22 protein-coding genes are annotated in these 23,880 nt (G+C 68.7%); 14 read left to right on the top strand and 8 right to left on the bottom strand.

Annotated features, from left to right (window positions below):
• Nucleotides 1-4 precede the first annotated feature (4 nt).
• From H7J86_RS04925 to H7J86_RS04910, 4 genes are all read right to left on the bottom strand, one after another.
• Nucleotides 5-1,627 carry a serine/threonine-protein kinase gene (locus tag H7J86_RS04925; RefSeq protein ID WP_267289670.1) on the bottom strand — a complete coding sequence of 541 codons (1,623 nt, stop codon included), beginning with the start codon at nt 1,625-1,627 and terminating at the stop codon, nt 5-7.
• 74 nt (nt 1,628-1,701) lie between these two features.
• Nucleotides 1,702-2,007, bottom strand: a complete 306-nt coding sequence (locus H7J86_RS04920; protein WP_267289668.1) for an intersectin-EH binding protein Ibp1 — start codon at nt 2,005-2,007, stop codon at nt 1,702-1,704.
• Nucleotides 2,008-2,047: 40 nt separating this feature from the next.
• Nucleotides 2,048-2,890: an aldo/keto reductase gene (locus tag H7J86_RS04915; RefSeq protein ID WP_090356928.1), complete on the bottom strand. Its 843-nt coding sequence runs from the start codon at nt 2,888-2,890 to the stop codon at nt 2,048-2,050.
• Nucleotides 2,891-2,896: 6 nt separating this feature from the next.
• On the bottom strand, nt 2,897-3,736 hold the full coding sequence (locus H7J86_RS04910) for an aldo/keto reductase (RefSeq protein ID WP_090356925.1): 840 nt from the start codon (nt 3,734-3,736) through the stop codon (nt 2,897-2,899).
• Between H7J86_RS04910 and H7J86_RS04905 the strand changes: the two genes are divergently transcribed.
• From H7J86_RS04905 to H7J86_RS04870, 8 genes are all read left to right on the top strand, one after another.
• Complete coding sequence (locus H7J86_RS04905; RefSeq protein WP_276064970.1) at nt 3,735-4,820, top strand: alpha/beta hydrolase; 1,086 nt, start codon at nt 3,735-3,737, stop codon at nt 4,818-4,820. The genes H7J86_RS04910 and H7J86_RS04905 overlap by 2 nt on opposite strands.
• A 35-nt stretch (nt 4,821-4,855) precedes the next feature.
• Nucleotides 4,856-5,587 carry a DsbA family protein gene (locus H7J86_RS04900; protein WP_090356920.1) on the top strand — a complete coding sequence of 244 codons (732 nt, stop codon included), beginning with the start codon at nt 4,856-4,858 and terminating at the stop codon, nt 5,585-5,587.
• On the top strand, nt 5,584-6,204 hold the full coding sequence (locus H7J86_RS04895; RefSeq protein WP_187098936.1) for a vitamin K epoxide reductase family protein: 621 nt from the start codon (nt 5,584-5,586) through the stop codon (nt 6,202-6,204). Before H7J86_RS04900 ends, H7J86_RS04895 begins: the two co-directional genes overlap by 4 nt.
• Before the next feature lie 36 nt (nt 6,205-6,240).
• Nucleotides 6,241-9,633, top strand: coding sequence for a pyruvate carboxylase (locus H7J86_RS04890; RefSeq protein WP_267289666.1), 3,393 nt, complete (start codon nt 6,241-6,243; stop codon nt 9,631-9,633).
• Complete coding sequence (gene rsmD / locus H7J86_RS04885) at nt 9,630-10,178, top strand: 16S rRNA (guanine(966)-N(2))-methyltransferase RsmD (protein ID WP_267290583.1); 549 nt, start codon at nt 9,630-9,632, stop codon at nt 10,176-10,178. Before H7J86_RS04890 ends, rsmD begins: the two co-directional genes overlap by 4 nt.
• 11 nt (nt 10,179-10,189) lie before the next feature.
• A complete protein-coding gene (gene coaD / locus H7J86_RS04880; RefSeq protein ID WP_090356915.1) occupies nt 10,190-10,666 on the top strand; it encodes a pantetheine-phosphate adenylyltransferase in 477 nt (158 codons plus the stop codon).
• 87 nt (nt 10,667-10,753) lie between these two features.
• A complete protein-coding gene (sepIVA, locus tag H7J86_RS04875) occupies nt 10,754-11,497 on the top strand; it encodes a cell division protein SepIVA (RefSeq protein WP_090356913.1) in 744 nt (247 codons plus the stop codon).
• Between the two features lie 331 nt (nt 11,498-11,828).
• Nucleotides 11,829-13,091: an HNH endonuclease signature motif containing protein gene (locus H7J86_RS04870; RefSeq protein WP_267289664.1), complete on the top strand. Its 1,263-nt coding sequence runs from the start codon at nt 11,829-11,831 to the stop codon at nt 13,089-13,091.
• 10 nt (nt 13,092-13,101) lie between these two features.
• Here the strand turns inward: H7J86_RS04870 and H7J86_RS04865 are convergent, their stop codons facing one another.
• On the bottom strand, nt 13,102-14,313 hold the full coding sequence (locus H7J86_RS04865; RefSeq protein WP_267289662.1) for an SfnB family sulfur acquisition oxidoreductase: 1,212 nt from the start codon (nt 14,311-14,313) through the stop codon (nt 13,102-13,104).
• A complete protein-coding gene (locus H7J86_RS04860; protein ID WP_267289660.1) occupies nt 14,310-15,479 on the bottom strand; it encodes an LLM class flavin-dependent oxidoreductase in 1,170 nt (389 codons plus the stop codon). The genes H7J86_RS04865 and H7J86_RS04860 overlap by 4 nt, the downstream gene beginning before the upstream one ends.
• A 163-nt stretch (nt 15,480-15,642) precedes the next feature.
• On the opposite strand from H7J86_RS04860, the gene H7J86_RS04855 reads away from it, so the two are divergent.
• From H7J86_RS04855 to mutM, 3 genes are read left to right on the top strand one after another with little or no spacing between them, the layout of a single operon-like run.
• Nucleotides 15,643-16,200 carry a YceD family protein gene (locus H7J86_RS04855; RefSeq protein ID WP_090356907.1) on the top strand — a complete coding sequence of 186 codons (558 nt, stop codon included), beginning with the start codon at nt 15,643-15,645 and terminating at the stop codon, nt 16,198-16,200.
• Complete coding sequence (rnc, locus tag H7J86_RS04850; RefSeq protein ID WP_267289658.1) at nt 16,197-16,889, top strand: ribonuclease III; 693 nt, start codon at nt 16,197-16,199, stop codon at nt 16,887-16,889. Before H7J86_RS04855 ends, rnc begins: the two co-directional genes overlap by 4 nt.
• The gene (gene mutM / locus H7J86_RS04845; RefSeq protein ID WP_090356904.1) at nt 16,882-17,751 is read left to right on the top strand and encodes a bifunctional DNA-formamidopyrimidine glycosylase/DNA-(apurinic or apyrimidinic site) lyase; all 870 of its coding nucleotides are present in this window, start codon (nt 16,882-16,884) and stop codon (nt 17,749-17,751) included. Before rnc ends, mutM begins: the two co-directional genes overlap by 8 nt.
• Before the next feature lie 2 nt (nt 17,752-17,753).
• Here mutM and H7J86_RS04840 read toward each other — a convergent pair whose 3' ends face one another.
• The gene (locus tag H7J86_RS04840) at nt 17,754-18,425 is read right to left on the bottom strand and encodes an Rv0361 family membrane protein (RefSeq protein ID WP_267289656.1); all 672 of its coding nucleotides are present in this window, start codon (nt 18,423-18,425) and stop codon (nt 17,754-17,756) included.
• 83 nt (nt 18,426-18,508) lie between these two features.
• Between H7J86_RS04840 and H7J86_RS04835 the strand changes: the two genes are divergently transcribed.
• Genes H7J86_RS04835 through smc form a run of 3 tightly spaced genes read left to right on the top strand, consistent with a single transcriptional unit; the run spans nt 18,509 to nt 22,837 of the window.
• Complete coding sequence (locus H7J86_RS04835) at nt 18,509-18,958, top strand: OsmC family protein (protein WP_090356900.1); 450 nt, start codon at nt 18,509-18,511, stop codon at nt 18,956-18,958.
• The gene (locus tag H7J86_RS04830) at nt 18,942-19,226 is read left to right on the top strand and encodes an acylphosphatase (protein WP_267289654.1); all 285 of its coding nucleotides are present in this window, start codon (nt 18,942-18,944) and stop codon (nt 19,224-19,226) included. Before H7J86_RS04835 ends, H7J86_RS04830 begins: the two co-directional genes overlap by 17 nt.
• Before the next feature lie 26 nt (nt 19,227-19,252).
• Entirely contained in the window at nt 19,253-22,837 is a 3,585-nt protein-coding gene (smc, locus tag H7J86_RS04825; RefSeq protein WP_090356896.1) for a chromosome segregation protein SMC, read from the top strand.
• On the opposite strand, the gene fni is transcribed toward smc, so the two are convergent.
• On the bottom strand, nt 22,824-23,870 hold the full coding sequence (gene fni, locus H7J86_RS04820; protein WP_090356894.1) for a type 2 isopentenyl-diphosphate Delta-isomerase: 1,047 nt from the start codon (nt 23,868-23,870) through the stop codon (nt 22,824-22,826). The two genes, smc and fni, sit on opposite strands and share 14 nt — an antisense overlap.
• Between the last annotated feature and the right edge of the window lie 10 nt (nt 23,871-23,880).

Raw genomic sequence — 23,880 nt, 5'->3', positions numbered from 1 at the left:
GGGGCTAGGGCGGGAACACCTCTTTGATGCTGCCGTCGGGATTGACCTGCATGAAGCCGGTGCCCGGGGCCGTCGAATGGACGGCCAATTCCAGGACCCCACCTTCGGCACCTTCCACGATCAGGTACACCCCGCTCCCGTCCGGTGCGCCGAGCTTCATCGGCGCGGCGGCCAGCGTGGCCGCGACGGCGGGCACGTTGATGGCGCCGAGATCGGCCAGCACATCGAACGAACTCGTGGAGGTCGGCGAGCCCCACTCCTGCCAGCTGTCGCCGCGGTACATATAGCTGTGCTCGACATGGGAGTTCGTCGGATCGGCCCGGTCGAGGATCGCGTAGGTGGGGTAGACCACCAACTGGTAGCCCATGGTGTCGGCGAACTTGCCCCGGATGGTTTCCATCAGGGCGGCCAGCCCGTCGGCGGTCTGCAGCTGCACCGGTCCCGATGGAGATGGTGAGGATGTCGGCGTGGATGACGAAGTCGACTGCGGTGCAGTGGTATTCGTGCCCGCTGCGGCGGATGTCCGCGGGGCGGCGGTGGTACCGGCGACCCGTTGACCGGTCGAGTTGCCGGACTGTCCGTTGATGATGAGAAGGACGGCGGCCACGGCGATGACGACGACGACCAGCAGGCCGAGGGGAATCAGGATCGCCGGTCCGCGCCACCACGGTGCCGTGTTCTGGGTGGCGGGCTGCCAGGCCGGCGCCGCAGGTGCGGCCCACTGCTGATACGGGGCCGCAGTGGCCGGGGGAGCCCAGGTTCCGACGGCGGTCGGTGTGGCGGGCGCGATCGGCACGGGTGCCGCGGGTGCCGCGGGTGTGGTCAGGGCCGCACGGGCGGCCACCGCCAGATCCCTGGTGGTGGCGTAGCGGTGCTCCGGATTCTTGGCCATGCCGGTGGCGATGACCTGATCCAGGTGCGGCGGGATACCGGGCCGCAGCGTCGACGGCCGGGGCGGGGGGAGAGTGAGGTGGCCGGCGATCTGCCGTTCCACGCTGTCGCCGGGAAACGGCTGCGAGCCCGTCAGGCATTCGTGCAACACACATGTCAGCGCGTACACATCGGCGCGGGCATCGGAACTGTCGGTGGACAGCCGCTCGGGCGCCATATAGGACAAGGTGCCGATCGTGGAGCCGGTGCTGGTCAACTTGGTGGCCCCGGCGCTGCGCGCGATACCGAAATCGATCAGGTAGGCGAAGTCCTCGTCGGTGACCAAGATGTTCGACGGTTTGACGTCACGGTGCACCAGACCGACGCGATGGGCGGCATTGAGTGCGGCGGCGATCTGTTCGATGATCGCCACGGCCCGTGGGGGTGACAGCGGGCCGCCCTCGAGGAGTTCGTGCACGGTCTTGCCGTCGATCAGCCGCATCGTCACATAGAGGCGACCGTCGATCTCGCCGAAATCGTGGATCGGGACGATGTGGGGCTCATCCAGCCCGGCCGCCATCTGGGCCTCGCGGCGGAACCTGCGCTGGTAGGTGTCGTCGTCGGCAAGGTTGGCGGGCAGCACTTTCAGCGCGACCACCCGATTCATCGTGGTGTCGAAGGCCTGCCACACTTCGCCCATACCGCCCCGGCCCAGCACCCTGACCAGGCGGTACCGGCCGAACGGAGTTCCTTCCACCGGCTAACCATAGGAGGCAACCCGGTCAGCTGCCAGTAATTGCGGGGCGAGCCCCCGGCAGCCCCGTCGACGCGTCAGCGCCCGACCTTGGACGTCGGCGACGGACTGGGCGTCGGCGGCTCCTCGCCCAGGCCGAGGCACTCGTACGAGTTCTGTCCGGTGCACGGGATACCGTCCACCTCGGGCAGCGGATCCGGTCCCGAGCCGAAGGTGATCTGCGGTGAGTTCGGCACCACATGCGGCATGCACACACCGGTGTACAAGTCCTCGACCTCACCGGGCGGACACGTTCCCGACGGAGCCGCGGCGGCCACCGGCAACGCCACCGCCACGAGCGTCAGGGCGAGGCTCGCGGCCCCTGCTCGCACCGAAAAACCCACCGGCGCAGGTAACTCCATCGAGATGTCCGCGCGATGAACGCTAGGTGCCGGTGTAGGTGGCCGGATCCGGGCGGTACCGGGTGCCGTCGTCGAGCGAGTTCAGCGTCGCCATATGCGTCGTCGTCAACTCGAAGTCGAACACGTCGACGTTCTCCGCGATGCGCTCGGGTGAGGACGACCGGGGAATCACCACGTTGCCCAGTTGCAGGCTCCACCGGATCAGCACCTGAGCCGGGGTCTTGCCGTACTCGGCGGCGATCGCGGTGATGGCCGGGTTGCTCAGCAGCTTGCCCACCCCGAGCGGACTGTAGGCCTCGGTGACGATATTGCGTTCGGCGTTGACCGCACGCAGCGCCGCCTGATTGAGCAGCGGGTGCAGCTCGATCTGGTTGACCACCGGGCTGTTGTAGGTGAGATCGATGATCGTGGCGAGTTCCTCTGCGCCGAAATTGCACACACCGATCGACTTGACCAGCTTGTCGGCGCCCTGCAGGCGCATCAGCGCACCCCAGCTGTCGACGTACTTGCTGGTGTCCCCGGCCGGCCAGTGGATCAGGTACAGATCGAGGTAGTCCAGGCCGAGACGCTCCAGGCTGGCCTTGGCGGCATCCTGCCCGGACTGGAACCCTTGGTCGGCCGTCGCCAGTTTGGTGGTGACGAAGATCTCGGCACGCGGGATGCCGGACGCGGCGATGGCGCGCCCGACTCCCGCTTCGTTGCCGTAGGCGGCAGCGGTATCGATAAGGCGCACACCGATTTCCAGTGCCGCCGCGACGGCGCGCTCGGCTTCGGTGTCGGAGAGCTCACCGACACCGATACCCAGCGCCGGAATGGTGTTGTCATCGCTGAGCCCAACATTGGGCACAGCAGCTACCGAGGTCATGTCTACCTACCCTGTGAAATTGAACGTGCGTGGATCGGGACCCAGCCGTGCGCCGTCGTCGAGCGTGGCGATGGATGCGATGTCCTGCTCGCTCAGTTCGAAATCGAACACGTCGAAATTACTCGCAATCCGGTCAGGGTTCACCGACTTCGGGATCACGATATTACCCAGCTGGATGTGCCATCTGATGAGCACCTGGGCAGGTGTTTTGCCGTGCGTGTCCGCCACGGTGGTCACCACCGGGTCGCTGAGCAGTCCGCCCTGGCCCAGCGGGCTCCAGGCCTCGGTGGCGATGCCCAGCTCCACGTGCACCTGCCGCAACTCCTGCTGCGGCAGACGCGGGTGCAATTCGATCTGGTTGACGGCGGGGACGATCCCGGTATCGGCGATCAGCGTGCGCAGATGCTCGGGGGCGAAGTTGCTCACCCCGATGGACCGAACCCGGCCCTGCTCGCGCAGGTGCGCCAGCGCCTTGAAGGAATCCACGAACAGGTTGGCCGCCGGGACGGGCCAGTGGATGAGGTACAGGTCCACGTAGTCGACGCCGAGACGCTCGGCACTGACGTCGAAAGCCTTCAGACCCTTGTCGTAACCCTGGTCGGCGTTCCACAGCTTGGTGACCAGAAACACCTCCTCGCGCGGCACCCCGGAGGCCTTGATCGCGTGACCGACCTCGGTCTCGTTGCCGTACACGGCCGCGGTGTCGATATGCCGGTAGCCCGTCGACAGGGCCGCTTCGACGGCGCGTTGCGTCTCTTCCGGCGGCGTCTGCCAGACTCCCAACCCGACGGTTGGTATGGCATTGCCGTCGTTCAGCACGATCGTGGGTTGCGTAGGAGGAGTCATGACGCAAAGTCTGCCAGCATGGCGGAATCCCGGGCGGTTACGTCTGCGGGCCGCCAGCACGGCCGGCCGAATCGGCGTACCGGTCATGGCCAGAATCCCCGACCCGGTGAAACGGCTGCTCCTGGGGCGCCGGTCGATCACCATCGACGGCAACACCCTGGACACGTCGCTGCAGCTGATGCTCGCGGCGCAGCACCTGACCGGTGTGCGTGGATTGAGCGCCAGTGACGACATTCCCGTCTCGCGCCGGCAGCTGAGCCGCGCGGCCGCGGCGTTCCGGACCCCGGTCGTGGTCCCGGTCCGCGACTTCACGATTCCCGGACCGGGCGGTCCGATCCCGGTGCGTCATTACCGGTCCGGTGACGGTGCCGCGCTGCTGGTCTTCTACCACGGCGGCGGATTCGTCGAGGGTGGCATCGACACGCACGACGCGCTGTGCCGACGCCTCTGCCACGACGCCGGCGTGCACGTGTTGTCCGTCGACTACCGGCTTGCGCCCGAGCACAAGGCGCCCGCCGCGGCCGACGACGCGGACGCCGCCTACCGCTGGTCGCTGGAGCATGCCGGTGAACTCGGTGCCGACCCCGGTCGAGTGGCCGTCGGCGGTGACAGCGCCGGCGGGAATCTCGCCGCGGTCGTCACGCAGTCGGCCCGGGCCGCCGGCGTGCGATTGCCGGTTCTGCAGGTGCTGCTCTATCCGGTCACCGATTTCCAGGGCTCGACGGTGTCCAAGACCCTGTTCGCGGACGGGTTCTTCCTGGCCAAGGCGAATATGGACTGGTTCCGGCACCACTACCTGGCCGGGTCGGCGACCGACCCCGGTGATCCGCGGGTGTCGCCGCTGCTGGCCTCCGATCTGTCGGGCCTGTCACCGGCGCTCGTGGCCACCGGCGGGTTCGACCCGCTCCGTGACGAGGGCCGGTCCTATGCGCGGGCGCTGGCCGCCGCCGGGGTCGCGGTCGACTGGCGGGAGTACGGCTCGCTGGTGCACGCCTTCGCCAATTTCTTCCCGCTCGGGGGTGGGAGCGAGGCCGCGGTGGCCGACCTGACATCGGCGCTGCGGGCCCATCTGAGCCGGACCTGAGAACGTCCGCGCGGGGCGCCGGTAGGCTGCACCCCGTGGCGAACAAACCCAAACGTCCGGCCAGCTATGACCTCAAGGCCGCCGACCGCAAGCGCAATCTGCTCATCCAGATCGGATTGACCTCCGTGGTCGTCGTGTTCGCCGTGGCGCTGGTCCTCTACATCGTGATGTCCGGTGACAAGAAGGCCCCCGCCGGTGAGGCGAAATCCGTCCGGGTGACCTCGAGCAAGCTCATCACCAAGGAAGGCACCTCCGAACCGAAGGCGGTGCTGTCGCTCTACGAAGACTTCCTGTGCCCGCACTGCGGCGCGTTCGAGAAGCAGTTCGGTCCGACGGTGAGCAAGCTCATCGACACCGGCGCGGTGGCCGCCGACTACTACATGGTCGCGATCCTCGACGCCCCGAGTAACCAGAACTATCCGTCCCGGGCCGGCGGCGCCGCCTACTGCGTGGCCGACGAGTCCATCGACGCGTTCCGCCGCTTCCACGCCGCGATGTACGCGCAGCAGCCGAACGAGACCGCGCAGACGTTCCCGACCAATGCCCAGATCATCGAGACGGCGCGCCAGGCCGGTGCGGCCGGCAAGGTCCCGGACTGCGTCAACAAGAACAAGTACGTCGACATGGTGCAGGGTCTGGCTCAGGCCACCAAGATCAATTCCACGCCGACGGTCCGGATCAACGGCGAGGACTACCAGTTCAGCACCCCCGAAGCGCTGGTCGCCAAGGTCAAGGAGATCGTCGGCGACGTGCCGGGGCTGACGTGACCACTGCCGCCACCGTCGACCCGGCGGACTCCGTCGAGGCGGACGAGGACGTTCGCCCCGCGAGTGCGTGGTGGGTTCTCATCGCCGGCATCGCCGGACTGGCGGCGGCGCTCACGCTGACGATCGAGAAGATCGAGCTCCTGATCAACCCGGCCTACGTGCCGTCGTGCAGCATCAACCCGGTGCTGTCCTGCGGGTCGGTCATGATCACCCATCAGGCGTCGGTGTTCGGTTTCCCCAATCCGCTGATCGGCATCGGTTCCTTCAGCGTCGTCGTGGTCACCGGTGTGCTCGCGGTGGCGAAAGTGCGGCTCCCGCGCTGGTACTGGATCGGTCTGACGATCGGCAGCGCCCTGGGCGTGGTGTTCATCCACTGGCTGATCTTCCAGAGCCTGTACCGCATCGGTGCACTGTGCCCGTATTGCATGGTGGTCTGGTCCGTCACCATCCCGCTGTTCGTCGTCGCCGCGTCCATCGCCCTGCGTGGGGAGGCCGCGACCAGCACCGTCGGCCGTCTGCTTTACCAATGGCGCTGGTCGCTGGTGGCGCTCTGGTTCACCTCACTGCTGCTGATGATCCTGGTGAGGTTCTGGAATTACTGGTCAACGCTTCTGTAACACCGGGGTTACGGCGGGAAAGTTAGGGTTCACCTCGTGATTTCCAAACTCTTGGTAGCCAACCGCGGTGAGATCGCCATCCGCGCATTTCGTGCGGCATACGAACTCGGTATCGCCACCGTCGCGGTGTACGCGTACGAGGACCGCAATTCGCCACACCGCCTGAAGGCCGACGAGTCGTATCAGATCGGTGAGGTCGGGCATCCGGTGCGGGCCTACCTGACCGTCGACGAGATCATCCGGGTCGCCAAGCACGCCGGGGCGGATGCGGTGTATCCCGGTTACGGCTTCCTGTCGGAGAACCCGGAACTGGCGGCGGCGTGCGCGCGGGCGGGTATCACGTTCGTCGGTCCCGGTGCGCACGTGCTGGAGCTGACGGGTAACAAGGCCCGTGCCATCGACGCCGCGCGCGAGGCCGGGCTGCCCGTGCTGTCTTCCTCGGCGCCGTCGGCGTCGGTCGAGGAGCTGGTGGCGGCGGCCGCCGAGATGGAATTCCCGTTGTTCGTGAAGGCGGTGTCCGGCGGCGGTGGCCGCGGTATGCGGCGCGTGGTGGATCTCGGCGGGCTGGCCGAGGCGATCGAGGCGGCCTCCCGAGAGGCCGAGTCCGCGTTCGGCGATCCCAACGTGTACCTGGAACAGGCGGTGCTCAACCCGCGCCATATCGAGGTGCAGATCCTCGCCGACGCTACCGGCGAGGTCATCCACCTGTTCGAACGGGACTGCAGTGTGCAGCGCCGTCACCAGAAGGTGATCGAGCTCGCCCCCGCACCGAACTTCAGCCAGGAACTGCGGGACCGGATCTGTTCGGACGCAGTCGCTTTCGCCCGCGGTATCGGGTATTTCTGTGCGGGCACGGTGGAGTTCCTGCTCGACGAGCGTGGCCACCACGTGTTCATCGAGTGCAATCCGCGTATCCAGGTGGAGCACACGGTGACCGAGGAGATCACCGATGTGGACCTGGTGTCCTCTCAGTTGCGCATCGCCGCGGGGGAGACGCTGGCGCAGCTGGGCCTGGCGCAGGACACCCTGACCATCCGCGGGGCGGCCATGCAGTGCCGTATCACCACCGAGGATCCGGCCAACGGGTTCCGCCCGGACACCGGCCGGATCACCGGGTACCGCTCCCCGGGTGGTGCGGGCATCCGGCTCGATGGCGGCACGAACCTGGGTGCCGAGATCGGCGCGCACTTCGATTCGATGCTGGTGAAGCTCACCTGCCGCGGCCGGGATTTCGGCGTGGCGGCGGCCCGCGCCAAACGTGCGTTGGCGGAGTTCCGGATTCGCGGGGTGTCGACCAATATCCCGTTCCTGCAGGCCGTCATCGACGATCCCGATTTCCGCGAGGGACGGGTGACGACCTCGTTCATCGACGACCGGCCGCAGTTGCTGACGGCGCACATTCCCGCCGATCGCGGTACCAAGATGCTCAACTACCTGGCCGAGGTGACGGTCAACTCACCCAATCGGGACCGTGAGCGGGTCTACCCGCAGGACAAGCTGCCCGATGTCGACGTCACGTCGGGCCAACCGCCGGCAGGGAGCAAGCAGCGGTTGGTGGAGCTGGGTCCGCAGGGGTTCGCCGACTGGCTGCGGGATTCGCCGGCTGTCGGCGTCACCGACACGACGTTCCGCGATGCGCATCAGTCGCTGTTGGCCACCCGCGTGCGTACCACCGGATTGCTGGCCGTCGCGCCGTACATGGCGCATATGACGCCGGAGTTGTTGTCCGTCGAATGCTGGGGTGGGGCGACTTACGATGTCGCGCTGCGGTTCTTGAAGGAGGACCCGTGGGAGCGGCTGGCCGCCCTGCGTGAGGCGATCCCGAACATCTGTCTGCAGATGCTGCTGCGGGGCCGCAACACGGTGGGCTACACGCCGTACCCGGAGATCGTGACCAACGCGTTCGTCCAGGAGGCCACCGACACCGGGGTCGACATCTTCCGCATCTTCGATGCGCTGAACAACGTCGAATCGATGCGCCCCGCCATCGACGCGGTGCGCGAAACCGGTTCGGCGATAGCCGAAGTCGCCATGTCCTACACCGGCGACCTGTCCAATCCGGCTGAGCGGCTCTACACCCTGGACTACTGGCTGCGGCTGGCCGAAGAGATCGTCGACGCCGGGGCGCATGTGCTGGCCATCAAGGACATGGCCGGCCTGCTGCGCCCGCCCGCGGCGGCGACATTGGTTGCGGCACTGCGGTCGCGGTTCGATCTGCCGGTGCACGTGCACACCCATGACACGCCCGGCGGGCAGCTGGCCACCTACACGGCGGCCTGGCAGGCGGGCGCGTCGGCGGTTGACGGTGCGGCTGCACCGCTGGCGGGCACCACCAGCCAGCCGGCGCTGTCGTCGATCGTGGCGGCCGCGGCGCACACCTCGTTCGACACCGGATTGTCCCTGGACGCCGTCTGCGCCCTGGAGCCGTACTGGGAGGCACTGCGAAAGGTATACGCGCCGTTCGAGTCTGGCCTACCCGCCCCGACCGGCCGGGTCTACACCCACGAGATTCCCGGCGGCCAGCTGAGCAATCTGCGCCAGCAGGCCATCGCGCTGGGGCTCGGTGGCCAGTTCGAGCAGATCGAGGGTGCCTACGCGGGCGCCGACAGGGTGCTCGGCCGGCTGGTGAAGGTCACCCCGTCCAGCAAGGTGGTGGGCGATCTGGCGCTGGCGCTGGTCGGCGCCGGAGTCACCGCCGATGAGTTCGCGGCCGACCCGGCCCGATTCGATATCCCGGACTCGGTGATCGGGTTCCTGCGCGGCGAACTCGGTGATCCGCCGGGAGGTTGGCCCGAACCGTTGCGCACCAAGGCCCTTGAGGGCCGCGCGCCGGCCAAGCCCGAGGTCGCCCTGGCCGTCGAGGACGAGAAGCTGCTGGCGCAGGCCGGGCCGGTGCGGCAGGCGACACTGAATCGGCTGTTGTTCCCCGGCCCGACACGCGAGTTTGAAGCCCATCGCGAAATATACGGCGATACTTCGGGTTTGAGCGCGAATCAGTTCTTCTACGGACTGCGCCACGGTGACGAGCACCGCATCCGGATCGAGAAGGGTGTCGAGCTGATCGTCGGCCTGGAGGCCATCTCCGAGCCCGACGAACGGGGTATGCGCACGGTCATGTGCATCATCAACGGGCAGCTGCGCCCGGTGCTGGTGCGCGACGAATCGGTGGCCGCCGAAGTTCCGGCCGCCGAGAAGGCCGACAAGACCAATCCCGATCATGTGGCGGCCCCGTTCGCCGGGGTGGTCACCGTCGGTGTCGCGGTCGGGGACGCCGTCGAGGCCGGGCAGACCATCGCCACGATCGAGGCCATGAAGATGGAGGCCGCCATCACCGCGCCCAAGGCCGGCACCGTGGCGCGCGTCGCCGTCGGGGCCACGGCACAGGTCGAAGGCGGCGACCTGCTGGTGGTGGTGGGGGCAGCGACCTGACCCGGATCGTCGCCGGAGCCTATGGCGGGCGCCGTATCTCGGTGCCCGCCAAAGGGACCCGGCCCACCACCGACCGGGTCCGCGAGTCCCTGTTCAACGTGCTGGCGGCGCGGATGGACTTCGACGGTGCGCAGGTGCTCGACCTGTATGCGGGTTCGGGGGCGCTCGGGTTGGAAGCGCTCTCGCGTGGGGCGGCCAGGGCGTTGTTCGTCGAATCGGACCGCAAGGCCGCAGCGGTGATCACCGACAACATCGCCGCGCTGGGCGCCGCGGGGACCGTGCGGTGTGCGCCGGTGGCCAAGGTGCTCGCCGGTGGAGCCGGCCGGCCGGTGGATCTGGTGTTCGCCGATCCGCCCTATGAGTTGGGGGCCACCGAGGTCGAGGCGGTGCTTGCCGCGCTGCTGCGGCACGGGTGGGTGGCGGCCGGTGCCGTCGCCGTCGTCGAACGTGCCGCCGGCGGTCCCGCACTGAGCTGGCCCGACGGCTGGGAACCCGTCGACGATCGGCGCTACGGCGATACCCGGCTGGAGTTCGGCATCGCGTAGCGTCTTGGGGCATGAGTGGCGCCGTTTGCCCAGGATCCTTCGACCCGGTCACCCTCGGTCATATCGACATCTTCGAGCGGGCGGCCGCCCAGTTCGACGAGGTCGTGGTGGCGGTGCTGGTCAACCCGAACAAGAAGGGCACGTTCAGCGCCGAGGAGCGCATCGAACTGATCCGGGAGTCCACGGGCCACCTGTCCAATCTTCGGGTGGAGGCCGGCAGCGGCCTGGTGGTCGACTTCGTCAAAAAACGCGGCCTGACGGCCATCGTCAAAGGGCTGCGCACCGGGACCGATTTCGAATACGAGCTGCAGATGGCGCAGATGAACAAGCACGTCGCCGGGGTGGACACCTTCTTCGTGGCCACCACGCCGCGCTATTCGTTCGTCTCGTCGTCGCTGGCCAAAGAGGTGGCCGCACTCGGCGGCGATGTCAGCGACCTGCTGCCGGAACCGGTCAACGCCCGGTTGCGCGCCAAGCTGAACAGCTGACCGCGCGACACACCGCACGACAAACCGAGTCACAGGCGTAACACCAGGCACACTGGTCACTAACAACTACGCCTGGAGGGTGTTGCCGTGTACCGAGTCTTTGAGGCGCTTGACGAACTCAGTGCGATCGTGGAAGAAGCACGCGGCGTGCCGATGACGGCCGGTTGCATGGTGCCCCGTGGCGACGTCCTGGAACTGCTCGATGACATCAAGGACGCCATCCCCGGCGAGCTCGATGATGCCCAGGACGTGCTCGACGCCCGGGACGCCATGCTCAACGAGGCCCGCGAGCACGCCGATTCGACGGTGTCCTCGGCCAATGCGGAGGCCGACTCCCTGCTCAACCATGCGCGCAGCGAGGCCGACCGGATGATGGCCGAGGCGAAGTCGGCGGCCGACCGGATGGTCGCCGAAGCGCGTGCGCATGCCGAGCGGACCGTCGCCGACGCCCGTGACGAGGCGGCGCGCATCGGCGCTGCGGCCAAGCGCGAATACGAGGCCAGCACGGGCCGGGCCAAGTCCGAGGCCGACCGCCTGATCGAGAACGGCAACATCTCCTACGAGAAGGCCGTGCAGGAAGGCATCAAGGAGCAGCAGCGGCTGGTCTCACAGACCGAGATCGTGCAGACGGCCACCGCCGAGGCCACCCGCCTGGTGGACTCCGCCCATGCCGAGGCGGATCGCCTGCGCGGGGAATGCGATATCTACGTCGACAGCAAGCTCGCCGAGTTCGAGGACTACCTCAACGGCACCCTGCGCTCGGTGAGCCGTGGCCGGCATCAGCTGCGCACCGCCGCCGGCACGCACGATTACGTGACCCGCTCGGCCTAGAACCTGCGCTGTACTCAGCCTCGACGCTTAGTGGGGCTAAGGGTTTTCGTTGGCGGGAATGTGCCTAGATGCCCTAAGCGTCGGGGCGATGCACGTGTCAGAGGGTCGTCGTACGATCGCACGTATGTTCGAACTCTTCTGGATCGGTCGGCCGCCGGCGAGGCGCTGGACCGGATGACCGCCGCCGCGCGCGAGGAGAACGCTGCGGGCGCGCGGCGGTTGGAGGCGATCGCCGATCTTTATGAGATCCGCGCGCCTGGCGATGACACCGAGCGGCTGAATTGGGTGATCGACGGGTACGCCGGCCTGGGGGGCCGAGGTGGCGGTCGGGTTGGGGATTTCTCGGTCGCGTGCGGATGCCCAGCTGAAATTGGCGATCGCGCTACGGGACCGGTTGCCGGCAGTGGCCACCGTGTACCTGTCCGGCGAGGTGGACTACCGGCTGATCTGCACGGTGATCACCCGGACCGACCTGGTGGACGATCCCGCGCGGCTCGCGATGGTGGATCGGGCCGTGGCCGCCGAGATCCTCGGATGGGTGCGGTTGTCCGGGCCGGCCCAGGAACAGCGCATCGATGAGGTCATCGCGCGTGCCGACCCGGTCGGGGTACGGACCCCCACCCCGGCGCGAGACAAACGGAGGGTGGATATCGAACCGCTCCCGTGCGGACTCGCCGATATCTGGGCGCGCGTCGATGCGACCGCCGCGGCGGCGCTCGACGCCCTGCTGGACACCATGGCCGACGGGGTGTGCGCCGATGATCCGCGCACCAAAGACCAACGCCGCTCCGATGCGATCCTTGCGATCGGGATGGGCACGGCACTGGCCTGTCTGTGCGGTTCCGGTGCTTGCCCGGCCGCCGACCCCGGCCGGCCCGCCACCGCGAGCCGGCTCGTGATCCATGTGATCGCGTCCCCTGCCACCGTGGCCGGTGACCCGCACGCTCCCGGGTATCTGCCCGGGTATGGACTGTTGCCTGCCGACCAGGTCGCCACCTTGGCCCCGACCGCCATGATCCGCGAGGTCCAGATCCCGCCAGATGCGGCCGAGCCCGGTTACCGGCCCGGCACGGCGTTGGCCGAGTTCGTGCGCACCCGCGATCTCACCTGCCGCTTTCCGGGCTGTGCGATACGGGCCGAATACTGCGATATCGACCACACCGTGCCATGGCCAGCCGGCCCGACGCATCCATCAAACCTGAAGTGTCTATGCAGGTTTCACCATCTGCTCAAGACGTTCCACGACGGATGGACCGACACCCAGTACCCCGACGGCACTGTCGAATGGCGTACACCCACCGGTGAGGTACACACCACCAGGCCCGAAGGGGCGCACTGGTTCCCACACCTTGCCACCCCCACCGGCGTGCCGGCCGTGGCCCCGGTTGGGCAACCGAACCCGTTGCGCGCTCTGAAGATGCCTCGTCGTACCCGAAGCCGCGCTGAGGAAAACACGCAACGCGTCGCCGAGGAACGTGGGATCAACCGCGAGCGGATCAATCGACACGACGCCGAACGTCGTCTCCTGGCCTGGCAACTCGAGGACCACCTCTACGAAGTCGCCGCCCTCGACGAGGAACCCATCCCGTTCTGAGACGATGCGACTAGAGCTGACCGTGCCGGGGCGGCAACGTCCCGGACAGCGTGTAGCGGCCGATGTGCTGCACCTTCCAGCGGGTCGGATCGTGCAGGGTGTGCGTCCGCGCATCACGCCAGTAGCGGGACAGATTGGCTGTGGCCGAAGCACTTCGGGTTCCGCCGAGTTCGAAGAGCGTGCTGGCCGCCTCCAGCGATGCGCGGGTGGCGGCCACCTTGGCGACCGCCACCGCGATCGACGCCTCAGCCGCGCTGTCGGCGTTCAGGTCGGCGGCGGCCCGGTCCACCGCCCGCCCGGCCTCGGCCAGCAGTGCCTGCGCGCCGCGGACCGTCACGGTGAAGTTCCCGGCGAGCTGGATCAGCGTCGGATCGTCCACGGCCGCCGACTCTTCGGACTCGAAATGTGGCCGCGCCTTGGCGGCCTGACGGACGCCCTCGGCCAGGGCGGCCGTGGCGATCCCGACATCCAGCGCGGTGTGTAACAGCTGCGCCCGCGCGCCATAGACGCTGGGGCCGGCGAAGATCGGCGTGAACGGAATCACGTGGGCGGCGGGCACCACCACATCGTCGAGGGTGACCGTGCCCGACGCGGTGGTGCGCTGACCCATCCCGTCCCAGTCGTCGACCACCGTCAGCCCGGGCGCGCCGGCCGGGACGAAGGCCACCGCCTTCGGCGTCGACGAGGTCGGAGTCTGCGCCGGGTCTTCCGGTATGGAGGCCCGCACGATCACCCAGTCGGCGAAAAGTGCGCCGGTGGAATAGAACTTGCGGCCCGACAACAGGTAGTCGTCGGATGCGGAAGGCACCAGGACCGTGGTGTCGACGTCGATACGACCGGAGCGTTCGGATTGCGCGTTCGCGAAAAGTGCCCCATCGAGCACCAACGCGTAAAAGAACTCCTGCTGCGCCGGGGTGCCCTGCAGGCGCACCGCTTCCAGGAACGTGTAGTGCGAGTGCGGTATCTGCGCCAGCGACGCGTCGGCGTGCGCCAGCAGCCGGAACACCTCGGCGATCACCGACGCCGGCGCGTCGATCCCGCCGAACGCGACCGGCACCGACAAGGCGAGCAGCCCGGCATCTTTGAGGGCCTGCACCTGCTCGTGGGGGAGTTCGCGTCCTGCGTCGCGCGCCCCGGCCCCCTCGGCGAACGCCTCCGACAGTGCCGCGGCTACCGCCAGTGCGTGATCGGCGTCGAGGATGCGAGTGACCGCCCGGGTCACCGTGCCGAGCCCACGAACGGGATGGACACGCTCGGTGCCTCCGAGGCGCCCGCGTTGAAGAGGCCGCGCTGCCGCAGGAGCGGCACCACACCCTCACCGAACCAGAACAGTTCCTCCAGGTGCGGGTAGCCGGAGAAGATGAACTCGTCGATGCCGATCTCGGCGTATTCGGCGATCCGGTCGGCCACCTCGGTGTGGCTGCCGACCAGCGCGGTGCCCGCCCCGCCGCGCACCAGACCCACACCCGACCACAGGTTCGGCGCGATCTCCAGGCTGCGGGCATCGCTCCACGTACCGTCGGCCCGGTTGGCGGCGTGCAGGGCCAGCATTCGGCGCTGGCCTTCGGACTGGCTGCGGGCCAGGCCGGCCTGCGCGGCGCGCACGGTGTCCTCGTCGAGGGCGGCGACCAGCTTGTCGGCCTGTGCCCAGGCCTCTTCGGAGGTGTCGCGCGAGATGGTATGCAGCCGGATCCCGAAACGCAGCGTGCGGCCCTGCGCGGCGGCTTCCGCACGGATCCAGGCGATCTTCTCGGCGACCGCGGCCGGCGGTTCGCCCCAGGTGAGGTACACATCGGAATGCCGAGCGGCCACCGGGCCGGCCGCCTTCGAGCTGCCCCCGAAGTACAACGGCGGCACCGGGTTCGGCGGTACCGCCAGCGCGGCCTCTTCGATGTCGAGGAACTCACCCTTGTGCGTGACGGTCTCGCCGGCCCACAACCGGCGCACGACGTCGAGGAACTCATCGCAGCGCCGGTAGCGGGCGTCCTTGTCGAGGTGGTCGCCGAAGGCGCGCTGCTCGTGCGCCTCGCCCCCGACGACGACGTTGAGCAGGATGCGGCCCGGCGCATGCCGGGCGAACGTGGCGGCCATCTGAGCCGACAGCGTGGGGCTGACCAGACCGGGACGGAACGCCACCAGGAATGACAGCGACGTGGTCTCGCGCGCCAGCAACGCGGCGGTGACGAACGCGTCCTCGCACCAGGCGCCGGTGGGGATGAGGGCTCCGGTGAAACCGAAACGCTCGGCGCTGCGCACGATCGAGGCGAGGTAGTCGATGGTGGCCTCGCGATCGCCTCCGGCGGCGCCGGCCGGCGTGCCGTGGCCCCCGCCGACGATCAGGCGGCTGTCGCCGTAGGTGGGCAGGAACCAATGCAGCTTCACAGTCACGGGTCGAGTATCGGCGGCCGCGGCCCGGGAAAACGCCACCAGCTGTGCGCGATGCGCGACGCCACCGATCTCACCGGCCACAGCGGCGCCGGTGAATAAAAATCTCGATGATCGAGGATCGGCCCCGATGGGCGCCCATCCACACCAAAGTAGGATCAGCGGCATGGCCGCCTCGAATCCGCTCGTCATCGACATCTCGCGGTTGGGGCGCCGTCCCGGCTCGATGATCACGGTGGCCGAGACGGTGCCCTCGCCGTCCCGGATCGGTTTGGACCTCATCCGCATCGAGGCGGGCGCACCGATCGAGCTGGATCTCACGCTGCAATCGGTGTCCGAGGGTGTGCTCGTGACCGGCACGGTGTCGGCACCCACCACCGGTGAGTGCGTGCGCTGCCTGGAACCGGTGACCGGTCACGTGTCCATCGACCTCACCGAACTGTTCGCCTATCCCGGCAGCACCACCGAGAAGACGACCGAGGAAGACGAGGTCGGTCATGTCGTCGACGACCGGGTGGACCTGGAGCAGCCCATCGTGGACGCGGTCGGGTTGGCGCTGCCGTTCTCCCCGATGTGCCAGGACGACTGCGCCGGGTTGTGCCCGGACTGCGGTGTCGCGCTGGCCTCGGCCGAGCCCGGTCACCAGCACGACAAGATCGATCCGCGCTGGGCCAAGCTGGCCGCGCTGAAAGACGATATCTCCGGCCCCGGAGCGGATGCGTGACCGTCGACCGCGCCCCTTTGCTCCGCTCGCTCGGCGTCACCCTTTCCGATGATCTGCTCACCATCGCCCTGACCCACCGCAGTTACTCCTATGAGAACGGCGGTCTGCCCACCAACGAGCGCCTGGAGTTCCTCGGCGACGCCGTGCTCGGGCTGACCATCACCGAGGAGCTCTACCACCGGCACCCCGACCGCGCCGAGGGTGACCTGGCCAAGCTGCGCGCCAGCATCGTCAACACCCAGGCGCTGGCCGATGTCGGGCGGGGACTGGGCGAGCAGGGGTTGGGGGCCTACCTGTTGCTGGGCAAGGGCGAGGAGAGTTCGGGCGGCGCGGGCAAGTCCAGCATCCTGGCCGACGGGGTCGAATCCCTTTTGGGCGCAATCTATATCGAGCACGGCAACGTGGTGGCCCGGGAAGCCATCCTGCGGTTGTTCGGCGAGTTGCTCGACACCGCACCGACGCTCGGCGCCGGCCTGGACTGGAAGAGCAGCCTTCAGGAACTGACGGTCGCCCGCGGTATGGGTGCGCCGTCGTATGCCGTCACCTCTGAGGGCCCCGACCACGACAAGGAGTTCACCGCAGTCGTCGTGGTCGCCGCCGTCGAGCACGGCAAGGGCGTGGGCCGCACCAAGAAAGAGGCCGAACTCAAGGCCGCCGCGGCCGCGTGGAATGCACTCAAGGATGCCTGAGCTTCCCGAAGTCGAGGTGGTGCGGCGCGGGCTCGACGCCCATATCGTCGGCCGCCGGATCGCCGAGGTTCAGGTATTGCATCCGCGGGCGGCGCGCCGCCATGAAGGCGGCCCCGCCGACCTGGCGGCCCGGCTGCGCGGCACCACGATCGCGGGCACCGGTCGGCGCGGAAAGTACCTGTGGCTGACCCTCGACAGCGGTGATGCGCTGGTGGTCCATCTGGGGATGAGCGGGCAGATGCTGTTGGGTCCGGTTGCCAATCCCGGGCACCTGCGCATCGCCTCGGTGCTCGACGACGGCACCGCATTGAGCTTCGTCGACCAGCGCACCTTCGGCGGCTGGATGGTGACGGAATTGGTGAGTGACGATGGTGGAGCCGATGGGGTGCCGCTACCCGTCGCGCATATCGCCCGCGACCCGCTGGATCCCGCCTTCGACCGTGACGGTGTGGTGACGGTGTTGCGGCGCAAGCATTCCGAGGTCAAACGGCAGCTGCTGGATCAGACCGTGGTGTCCGGCATCGGCAACATCTACGCCGACGAGGCGTTGTGGCGCGCCCGGATCTATGGCGGCCGGCTGGCATCGGGGCTGCCGCGCAAGCAGCTGGCCGAGGTGCTCGACGCCGCCGCCGAGGTGATGACGGCCGCACTGGCCCAGGGCGGCACCTCATTCGACTCGCTGTACGTGAACGTCAACGGCGAGTCGGGGTATTTCGACCGGTCCCTGGATGCCTACGGGCGGGTGGACCTTCCGTGCCGGCGCTGCGGCGCGGTGATGCGGCGGGAGAAGTTCATGAACCGGTCGTCGTTCTACTGCCCGAAATGCCAACCGCCGCCCCGGGTGCGGCGGTCGGCTCTGTAGACCTACTGCTTGCGGTTGAACTCCGTGGCCGCGGACATGCAGACCTTCCACTGGCCGGATTCCTTGCGGAAATAGGCCGTGTCGAAGGGGCCGCCGGTGTTCATCCGGGCCGACGCCACATCGCCTTTCACCTTGATATCGGTGGCGGTCACGTCGGCCTTCGGTGCGGTGCTGGGCGCCTCGATGCCCTGCAGGATCTCGCCGAGCTGGCTGAGCGCGCCGAACATCCCGGCCTCGGCCTTGCAGAAATACTGCGCCATATCGGAGAACTTGCCTGTGCTGCCCGCGGCGTTGAAATCCTTGACCAATTGCTGGATTTCGGATTCGTCCTTGGACGCCTGCGTGACGCCGCCCGAGCGGAACACCACGATGCCGCCGATGACGAGCGCGATGACCACGACGACGGCGGCGATGGCGCCGCCGATCAGCCAGCCGCGTCTGCGCTTGGGCGGCGGTGCCGGATACGGGTACGGATACTGATACGGGCCGCCGTATCCCGCTTGAGGCGGGACGCCGTATCCGGCTTGAGGCGGATAGCCATATGGCGGGGGCGTGTCGTACGCCGGGTAGGGCACGGCGGGGGCCTCCTGGGGATTCCAGCCCTGCGGATTCCAGCCCTGGGGGCCGGGCCCCTGCGGCCCCGGCTGTGGGGGCGGGTAGTACGTCACGGTCATCGCTCCTGGAGGTGTTGCACTTCACCCTAACTCGGGGTGGGGTCCGCAGCGGGGAACCGCACGTAGCGGGTAGGAATGACGTCATGACAGAACTGTGGGTGGAGCGCACCGGGGTGCGCCGCTACACCGGTCGCAGCTCCCGCGGCGCGGAGGTACTCGTCGGGTCCGAGGACGTCGAGGGTGTGTTCACCCCCGGCGAGCTGATGAAGATCGCGCTCGCCGCATGCAGCGGCATGAGCAGCGATCAGCCACTGCGGCGCCGGCTCGGCGACGACTACGCCGCCACGTTGCGGGTATCGGGGGCCGCGGACCGCGAGCAGGAGCGTTACCCGCTGCTCGAGGAGACGCTCGAGGTCGACCTGTCCGGGTTGTCCGAGGACGAGGTCAAACGCCTGCTCGTGGTGGTGGAACGCGCCATCGACCAGGTGTGCACCGTCGGGCGCACCCTCAAGTCGGGCACCGAGGTGAAGTTCGAGGTCAGCGATGAGCCGCTTGCGCGAAGAGCATCGGGGTCCGGTGGACGCCGGCCCTGACGTCCGGCTGAATGCCTGGGTGCACGGTCACGTGCAGGGCGTCGGCTTCCGGTGGTGGACCCGGTCTCGGGCGCTGGAACTGGGCCTGACCGGTTTCGCGTCCAACCGCCCCGACGGCAGGGTGTACGTGGTGGCGCAGGGGCCGCGCCCGGCGTGTGAACGGTTGCTGGAGTTGCTGCGCGGCGGCGGCACGCCGGGGACGGTGGACACCGTGGTCGCGGACTGGTCCGACGCGGGCGAACAGATCCCGGGCTTCACCGAGCGTTAATCCCCTCGACGGTAGGGTTATCCGTCATGCATTTGAAGAGTCTCACGCTGAAGGGCTTCAAGTCCTTCGCAGCGGCGACGACTCTGCGCTTCGAGCCGGGGATCACCTGCGTCGTCGGGCCGAACGGGTCGGGTAAATCCAACGTCGTCGACGCCCTGACCTGGGTGATGGGCGAGCAGGGCGCCAAGACGCTGCGCGGCGGCAAGATGGAGGACGTCATCTTCGCCGGCACGTCCTCGCGGGCGCCGCTGGGCCGCGCCGAGGTCACGCTGACCATCGACAACTCCGACAACGCCCTGCCCATCGAGTACTCCGAGGTGTCGATCACCCGCCGGATGTTCCGCGACGGAGCGGGTGAGTACGAGATCAACGGCAGTAGTTGCCGGCTGATGGATGTGCAGGAACTGCTCAGCGACTCCGGCATCGGCCGTGAGATGCACGTCATCGTGGGGCAGGGCAAGCTCTCCGAGATCCTGGAATCGCGCCCCGAAGACCGTCGCGCCTTCATCGAAGAGGCGGCCGGGGTGCTCAAGCACCGCAAGCGCAAAGAGAAGGCGGTCCGCAAGCTCGACTCGATGCAGGCCAATCTGGCCCGGCTCACCGACCTCACCACCGAACTGCGCCGCCAGCTCAAGCCGCTGGGCCGCCAAGCCGAGATGGCGCGCCGCGCCCAGACCATCCAGGCCGATCTGCGGGACGCCCGGCTGCGGCTGGCCGCCGACGATCTGCTCACCCGACAGACCGAGTTCAACGACACCAACCAGGCCGAGACCACGCTGCGCCGCGAGCACGACGCGGTCAACACCAGGCTGGAGGCGGCCACCCTCGAGCTGACCGCCCATGAGTCGGCCGTGGCCGAACTGTCCGAGCGGGCCGACGCGGCCCAACAGACCTGGTTTCGGCTGTCCGCGCTGGCCGAGCGGGTGAGCGCCACGGTGCGTATCGCCTCCGAACGCACCCAGTTGCTCGACTCCGCGCCGGAGGCGACTCCCGGCCGGGACCCGGAGGCCCTGGAGGCCGAGGCCGATCTGGTCGCCGAGGAGGAACGCCAGCTGCTGGAGGAGCTCGAGGAATCGCGGTACGCACTCGAGGCGGCCCGCGCCGAGCTGGCCGAGCGCGAACGCGTGGCCGCCGAGGCCGAACGGGCGCAGCGCGCCGCGGCCCGCGCCGAGGCCGACCGCCGGGAAGGGCTGGCTCGGCTGTCCGGGCAGGTCGAGACCATGCGCGCCCGCGTCGAATCGACCGATGACGGTATCGCCCGGCTGACCGCGCGCATCGAGGAGGCGGCCGCCCGGGTCGAACACGCCCAGGCCGAGTTCGAGCTGGTCCAGGCCAAGGTGGGTGAACTCGACGAGGGCGAGGTCGGCCTGGACGACCAGCACGACCGGTCGGTGACGGCGCTGCGGCTGGCCGATGAACGGGTCGCGGAACTGCAGGCGGCCGAGCGGGGCGCCGAACGCCAGATGGTGTCGCTGCAGGCCCGTATCGACGCGCTGTCGGTCGGCCTGGCCCGTAAGGACGGCGCGGCATGGCTCGCTGAGAATCACAGTGACGGTGGTCTTTTCGGCACCGTGGCCAAGTTGATCCGGGTACGTCCCGGGTTCGAGGTGCCGATCGCGACGGTGCTCGGCTCCGCCGCCGACGCGCTGGCGGCGGAGAACCACGGTGCCGCACGTGCGGCGGTCGCCGCTCTCAAGGAGGCCGACGGCGGCCGGGCCGCGATCGTGCTGGGGGACTGGCCGGTTCGGCCGCGGACCGACACCGGCGCGTTGAACCATGGCGCGCAGTGGGCCATCGACCTGGTGGAGGTCCCGGACCGGCTGCGCGGCGCGATCACTGCGATGCTCGCCGATGTGGCGGTACTGGACGACCTTTCGGCCGCCCTGGATCTCGTTGCCGCGCAGCCGCATCTGCGGGCCGTCACCCTCGATGGCGACCTGGTCGGGGCGGGCTGGGTCAGCGGCGGTTCCGACCGCAAGGTGTCCACGCTGGAGATCGCCTCGGAGATCGACAAGGCCCGCGCCGAACTGACCACCGTGGAGCGGCAGAGCGGCGAACTGACGGCCGCACTGGCCGGGGCGAAGCAGGAGCAGCAGGCCCGCCAGGACGCCGCCGAGCAGGCGCTGGCCGCACTGAACGAATCCGATGCCGCCATCTCGGCGATCTACGAACAGCTCGGCCGGCTGGGCCAGGAGTCCCGCAACGCCGATGCCGAGTGGCAGCGCCTGATCAAACAGCGCGACGAGTTGGAAGCCACCCGGGACGCGACGGTCGAGGAACTCACCGAGCTCGAAACCCGGCTGCACAACGCCCAGCAGGAACCGATGTTCGAGGTCGAGCAGGTGGACCGGCAGGAGCACACCGTCGCCGCCGACGCCGCACGCGCCACCGAGGTCGAGGCCCGGCTGGCGGTACGCACGGCCGAGGAAAGGGCGAATGCCGTTCGTGGCCGGGCGGATTCACTTCGCCGGTCGGCGGCTGCCGAGCGGGAGTCACGGGCGCGTGCGCTGCGCGCCAGGGAGGCACGCGAGTATGCGGCGACCGTGGCGGCCGCGGTGGCCGAGTCGGGTCGCCTCGTCGCCGCCCGGCTGGGGGCCACGGTGGCCGCGGCCTCCCGGGTCCGTGACGAGCTGGCCACCGAACGTCAGATGCGCGCCGAGGCGCTGAGCCGGGCCCGCACCGAGGTCACCGAGCTCGGTGCCCGGATCACCGCGCTCACCGATTCGCTGCACCGCGACGAGGTCGCCAAAGCGCAGGCGGCCCTTCGGATCGAGCAGCTGGAGCAGCAGGCGCTGGAACAGTTCGGGCTGGCGGCCGCCGACCTGATCGCCGAGTACGGCCCGCAGGTGCCGCTGCCGCCGACCGAACTGGAGATGGCCGAATACGAGCAGGCCAAGGAACGGGGCGAGCAGGTCACCGCGCCGGCGCCGATGCCGTTCGACCGGCCCACCCAGGAACGCCGGGCGAAGAAAGCCGAGCGTGAGCTGTCCGAGCTGGGCCGGGTCAACCCGCTGGCGTTGGAGGAGTTCGCCGCGCTGGAGGAGCGCTACAACTTCCTGTCCACGCAGTTGGAGGACGTCAAGGCAGCCCGCAAGGACCTGCTGGATGTCATCGAGGATGTCGACGCGCGGATCCTGACGGTGTTCGCCGAGGCCTACGCGGATGTGGAACGCGAGTTCACGCAGGTGTTCGCCTCGCTGTTCCCCGGTGGCGAGGGGCGCCTGCTGCTGACCAATCCGGAGGACATGCTCACCACCGGTATCGAGGTCGAGGCGCGCCCGCCGGGCAAGAAGGTCAAGCGACTGTCGCTGCTGTCCGGTGGCGAGAAGTCGCTGACGGCGGTGGCCATGCTGGTGGCCATCTTCCGGGCCAGGCCGTCACCGTTCTACATCATGGACGAGGTCGAGGCGGCGCTGGACGACGTGAACCTCCGCCGGCTGCTGGGCCTGTTCGAGCAGCTGCGGGAGAAGTCCCAGCTGATCGTCATCACCCACCAGAAGCCGACCATGGAGATCGCCGACGCACTCTACGGCGTGACGATGCAGGGCGACGGCATCACCCAGGTGATCTCGCAGCGGATGCGCGGCCAGGAACTGGTCACCACGCCGTAGCGCTCACGCCGATATCGCGCAGCGCCGAAAGATCGGCCGCGCCGCAGCCGTGCAGGCAGATGCGCAGCTCCGCGATGAAACGCTGCAGCCAATCCTGCACGGCCGCAGCGGATTCGATCGCCGGCACCAGGAGCGGCCGGGCGATGGCCACCACGTCGGCGCCCAGCGCGATGGCCTTGGCGGCGTCCATGCCGGTGCGGATGCCGCCGGAGGCGACCAGGGGCATACCCGGCAGCGTGCGGCGCACTTCGACGAGAGCCTGGGCGGTGGGGATACCCCATTCGGCCAGCTCCGGATCGTTGATCCGGCCGTAGCGGACGAACTGTTCCACCCGGGCCCATGAGGTGCCGCCGGCGCCGGCCACGTCGACGGCGGCGATCGGGATGCCTTCCAGTTGCGCCGCCGCGGCGGCGCCGATCCCGTGGCCGACCTCCTTGAGCAGTACCGGATACCCGATGGACGTGGCGAGTTCGCGCAACCGGTCCACCGACCCGGTGAAATCGGTGTCGCCATTGCGCTGGACCGCTTCTTGCAGTGGGTTGGTGTGCACGGCAAGGGCATTCGCGCCGACCTGGCCCAGGGCGTCGGTCAGCTCGGGTAGCACCGCAGGGGTCAGCTGGGCCAGCCCGATATTGCCGACCAGCAGCACGTCGGGGGCCACGTCGCGGACCCGGAACGTCGGCGCAAGATCGTCGCCGAGCATGATCCGCTGCGAACCGAGCATCATGCCGATCCCCAGCGCCTGCGCGGCCGCGGCCAGGTGGCGGTTGATGGTCCCGGACAGCTCGGAGCCGCCCGTCATCGAACCGATCAACACCGGTGCCCGCAGTCCGACGCCGAGGAAATCAGTGCTCAGGTCGATCTCGGCGAGGCTGGTCTGGGTGAGCGCGTTGTAGGGCAGACGGTAGCGCTCCAGGCCCGTTCGCACCGTCTGGTATTCGACGGGCTCGGACAGACACACGTCGATATGGCGGCGTTTGCGTATCTGAATGCCGTCACCTGGGCTGGACGAGAAGCCGGGGCCGATCGTCATGAGGCCGCCC

The sequence above is a fragment of the Mycobacterium hackensackense genome, from assembly GCF_025822555.1.
GTDB classification, from domain to species: domain Bacteria; phylum Actinomycetota; class Actinomycetes; order Mycobacteriales; family Mycobacteriaceae; genus Mycobacterium; species Mycobacterium fluoranthenivorans.
The sequence above is the reverse complement of the archived record's forward strand: the minus strand, read 5'-3'. Positions and strand labels throughout refer to the sequence as shown.

Excerpts from the sequence above, each read along its gene's own strand:
- H7J86_RS04915 (WP_090356928.1), bottom strand. The coding sequence starts at position 2,890 with ATGACCTCGGTAGCTGCTGTGCCCAATGTTGGGCTCAGCGATGACAAC.
- H7J86_RS04905 (WP_276064970.1), top strand. The coding sequence starts at position 3,735 with ATGACGCAAAGTCTGCCAGCATGGCGGAATCCCGGGCGGTTACGTCTG.
- H7J86_RS04910 (WP_090356925.1), bottom strand. The coding sequence starts at position 3,736 with ATGACTCCTCCTACGCAACCCACGATCGTGCTGAACGACGGCAATGCC.
- coaD (WP_090356915.1), top strand. The coding sequence starts at position 10,190 with ATGAGTGGCGCCGTTTGCCCAGGATCCTTCGACCCGGTCACCCTCGGT.
- H7J86_RS04855 (WP_090356907.1), top strand. The coding sequence starts at position 15,643 with ATGGCCGCCTCGAATCCGCTCGTCATCGACATCTCGCGGTTGGGGCGC.
- mutM (WP_090356904.1), top strand. The coding sequence starts at position 16,882 with ATGCCTGAGCTTCCCGAAGTCGAGGTGGTGCGGCGCGGGCTCGACGCC.
- H7J86_RS04840 (WP_267289656.1), bottom strand. The coding sequence starts at position 18,425 with ATGACCGTGACGTACTACCCGCCCCCACAGCCGGGGCCGCAGGGGCCC.
- H7J86_RS04835 (WP_090356900.1), top strand. The coding sequence starts at position 18,509 with ATGACAGAACTGTGGGTGGAGCGCACCGGGGTGCGCCGCTACACCGGT.
- smc (WP_090356896.1), top strand. The coding sequence starts at position 19,253 with ATGCATTTGAAGAGTCTCACGCTGAAGGGCTTCAAGTCCTTCGCAGCG.
- fni (WP_090356894.1), bottom strand. The coding sequence starts at position 23,870 with ATGACGATCGGCCCCGGCTTCTCGTCCAGCCCAGGTGACGGCATTCAG.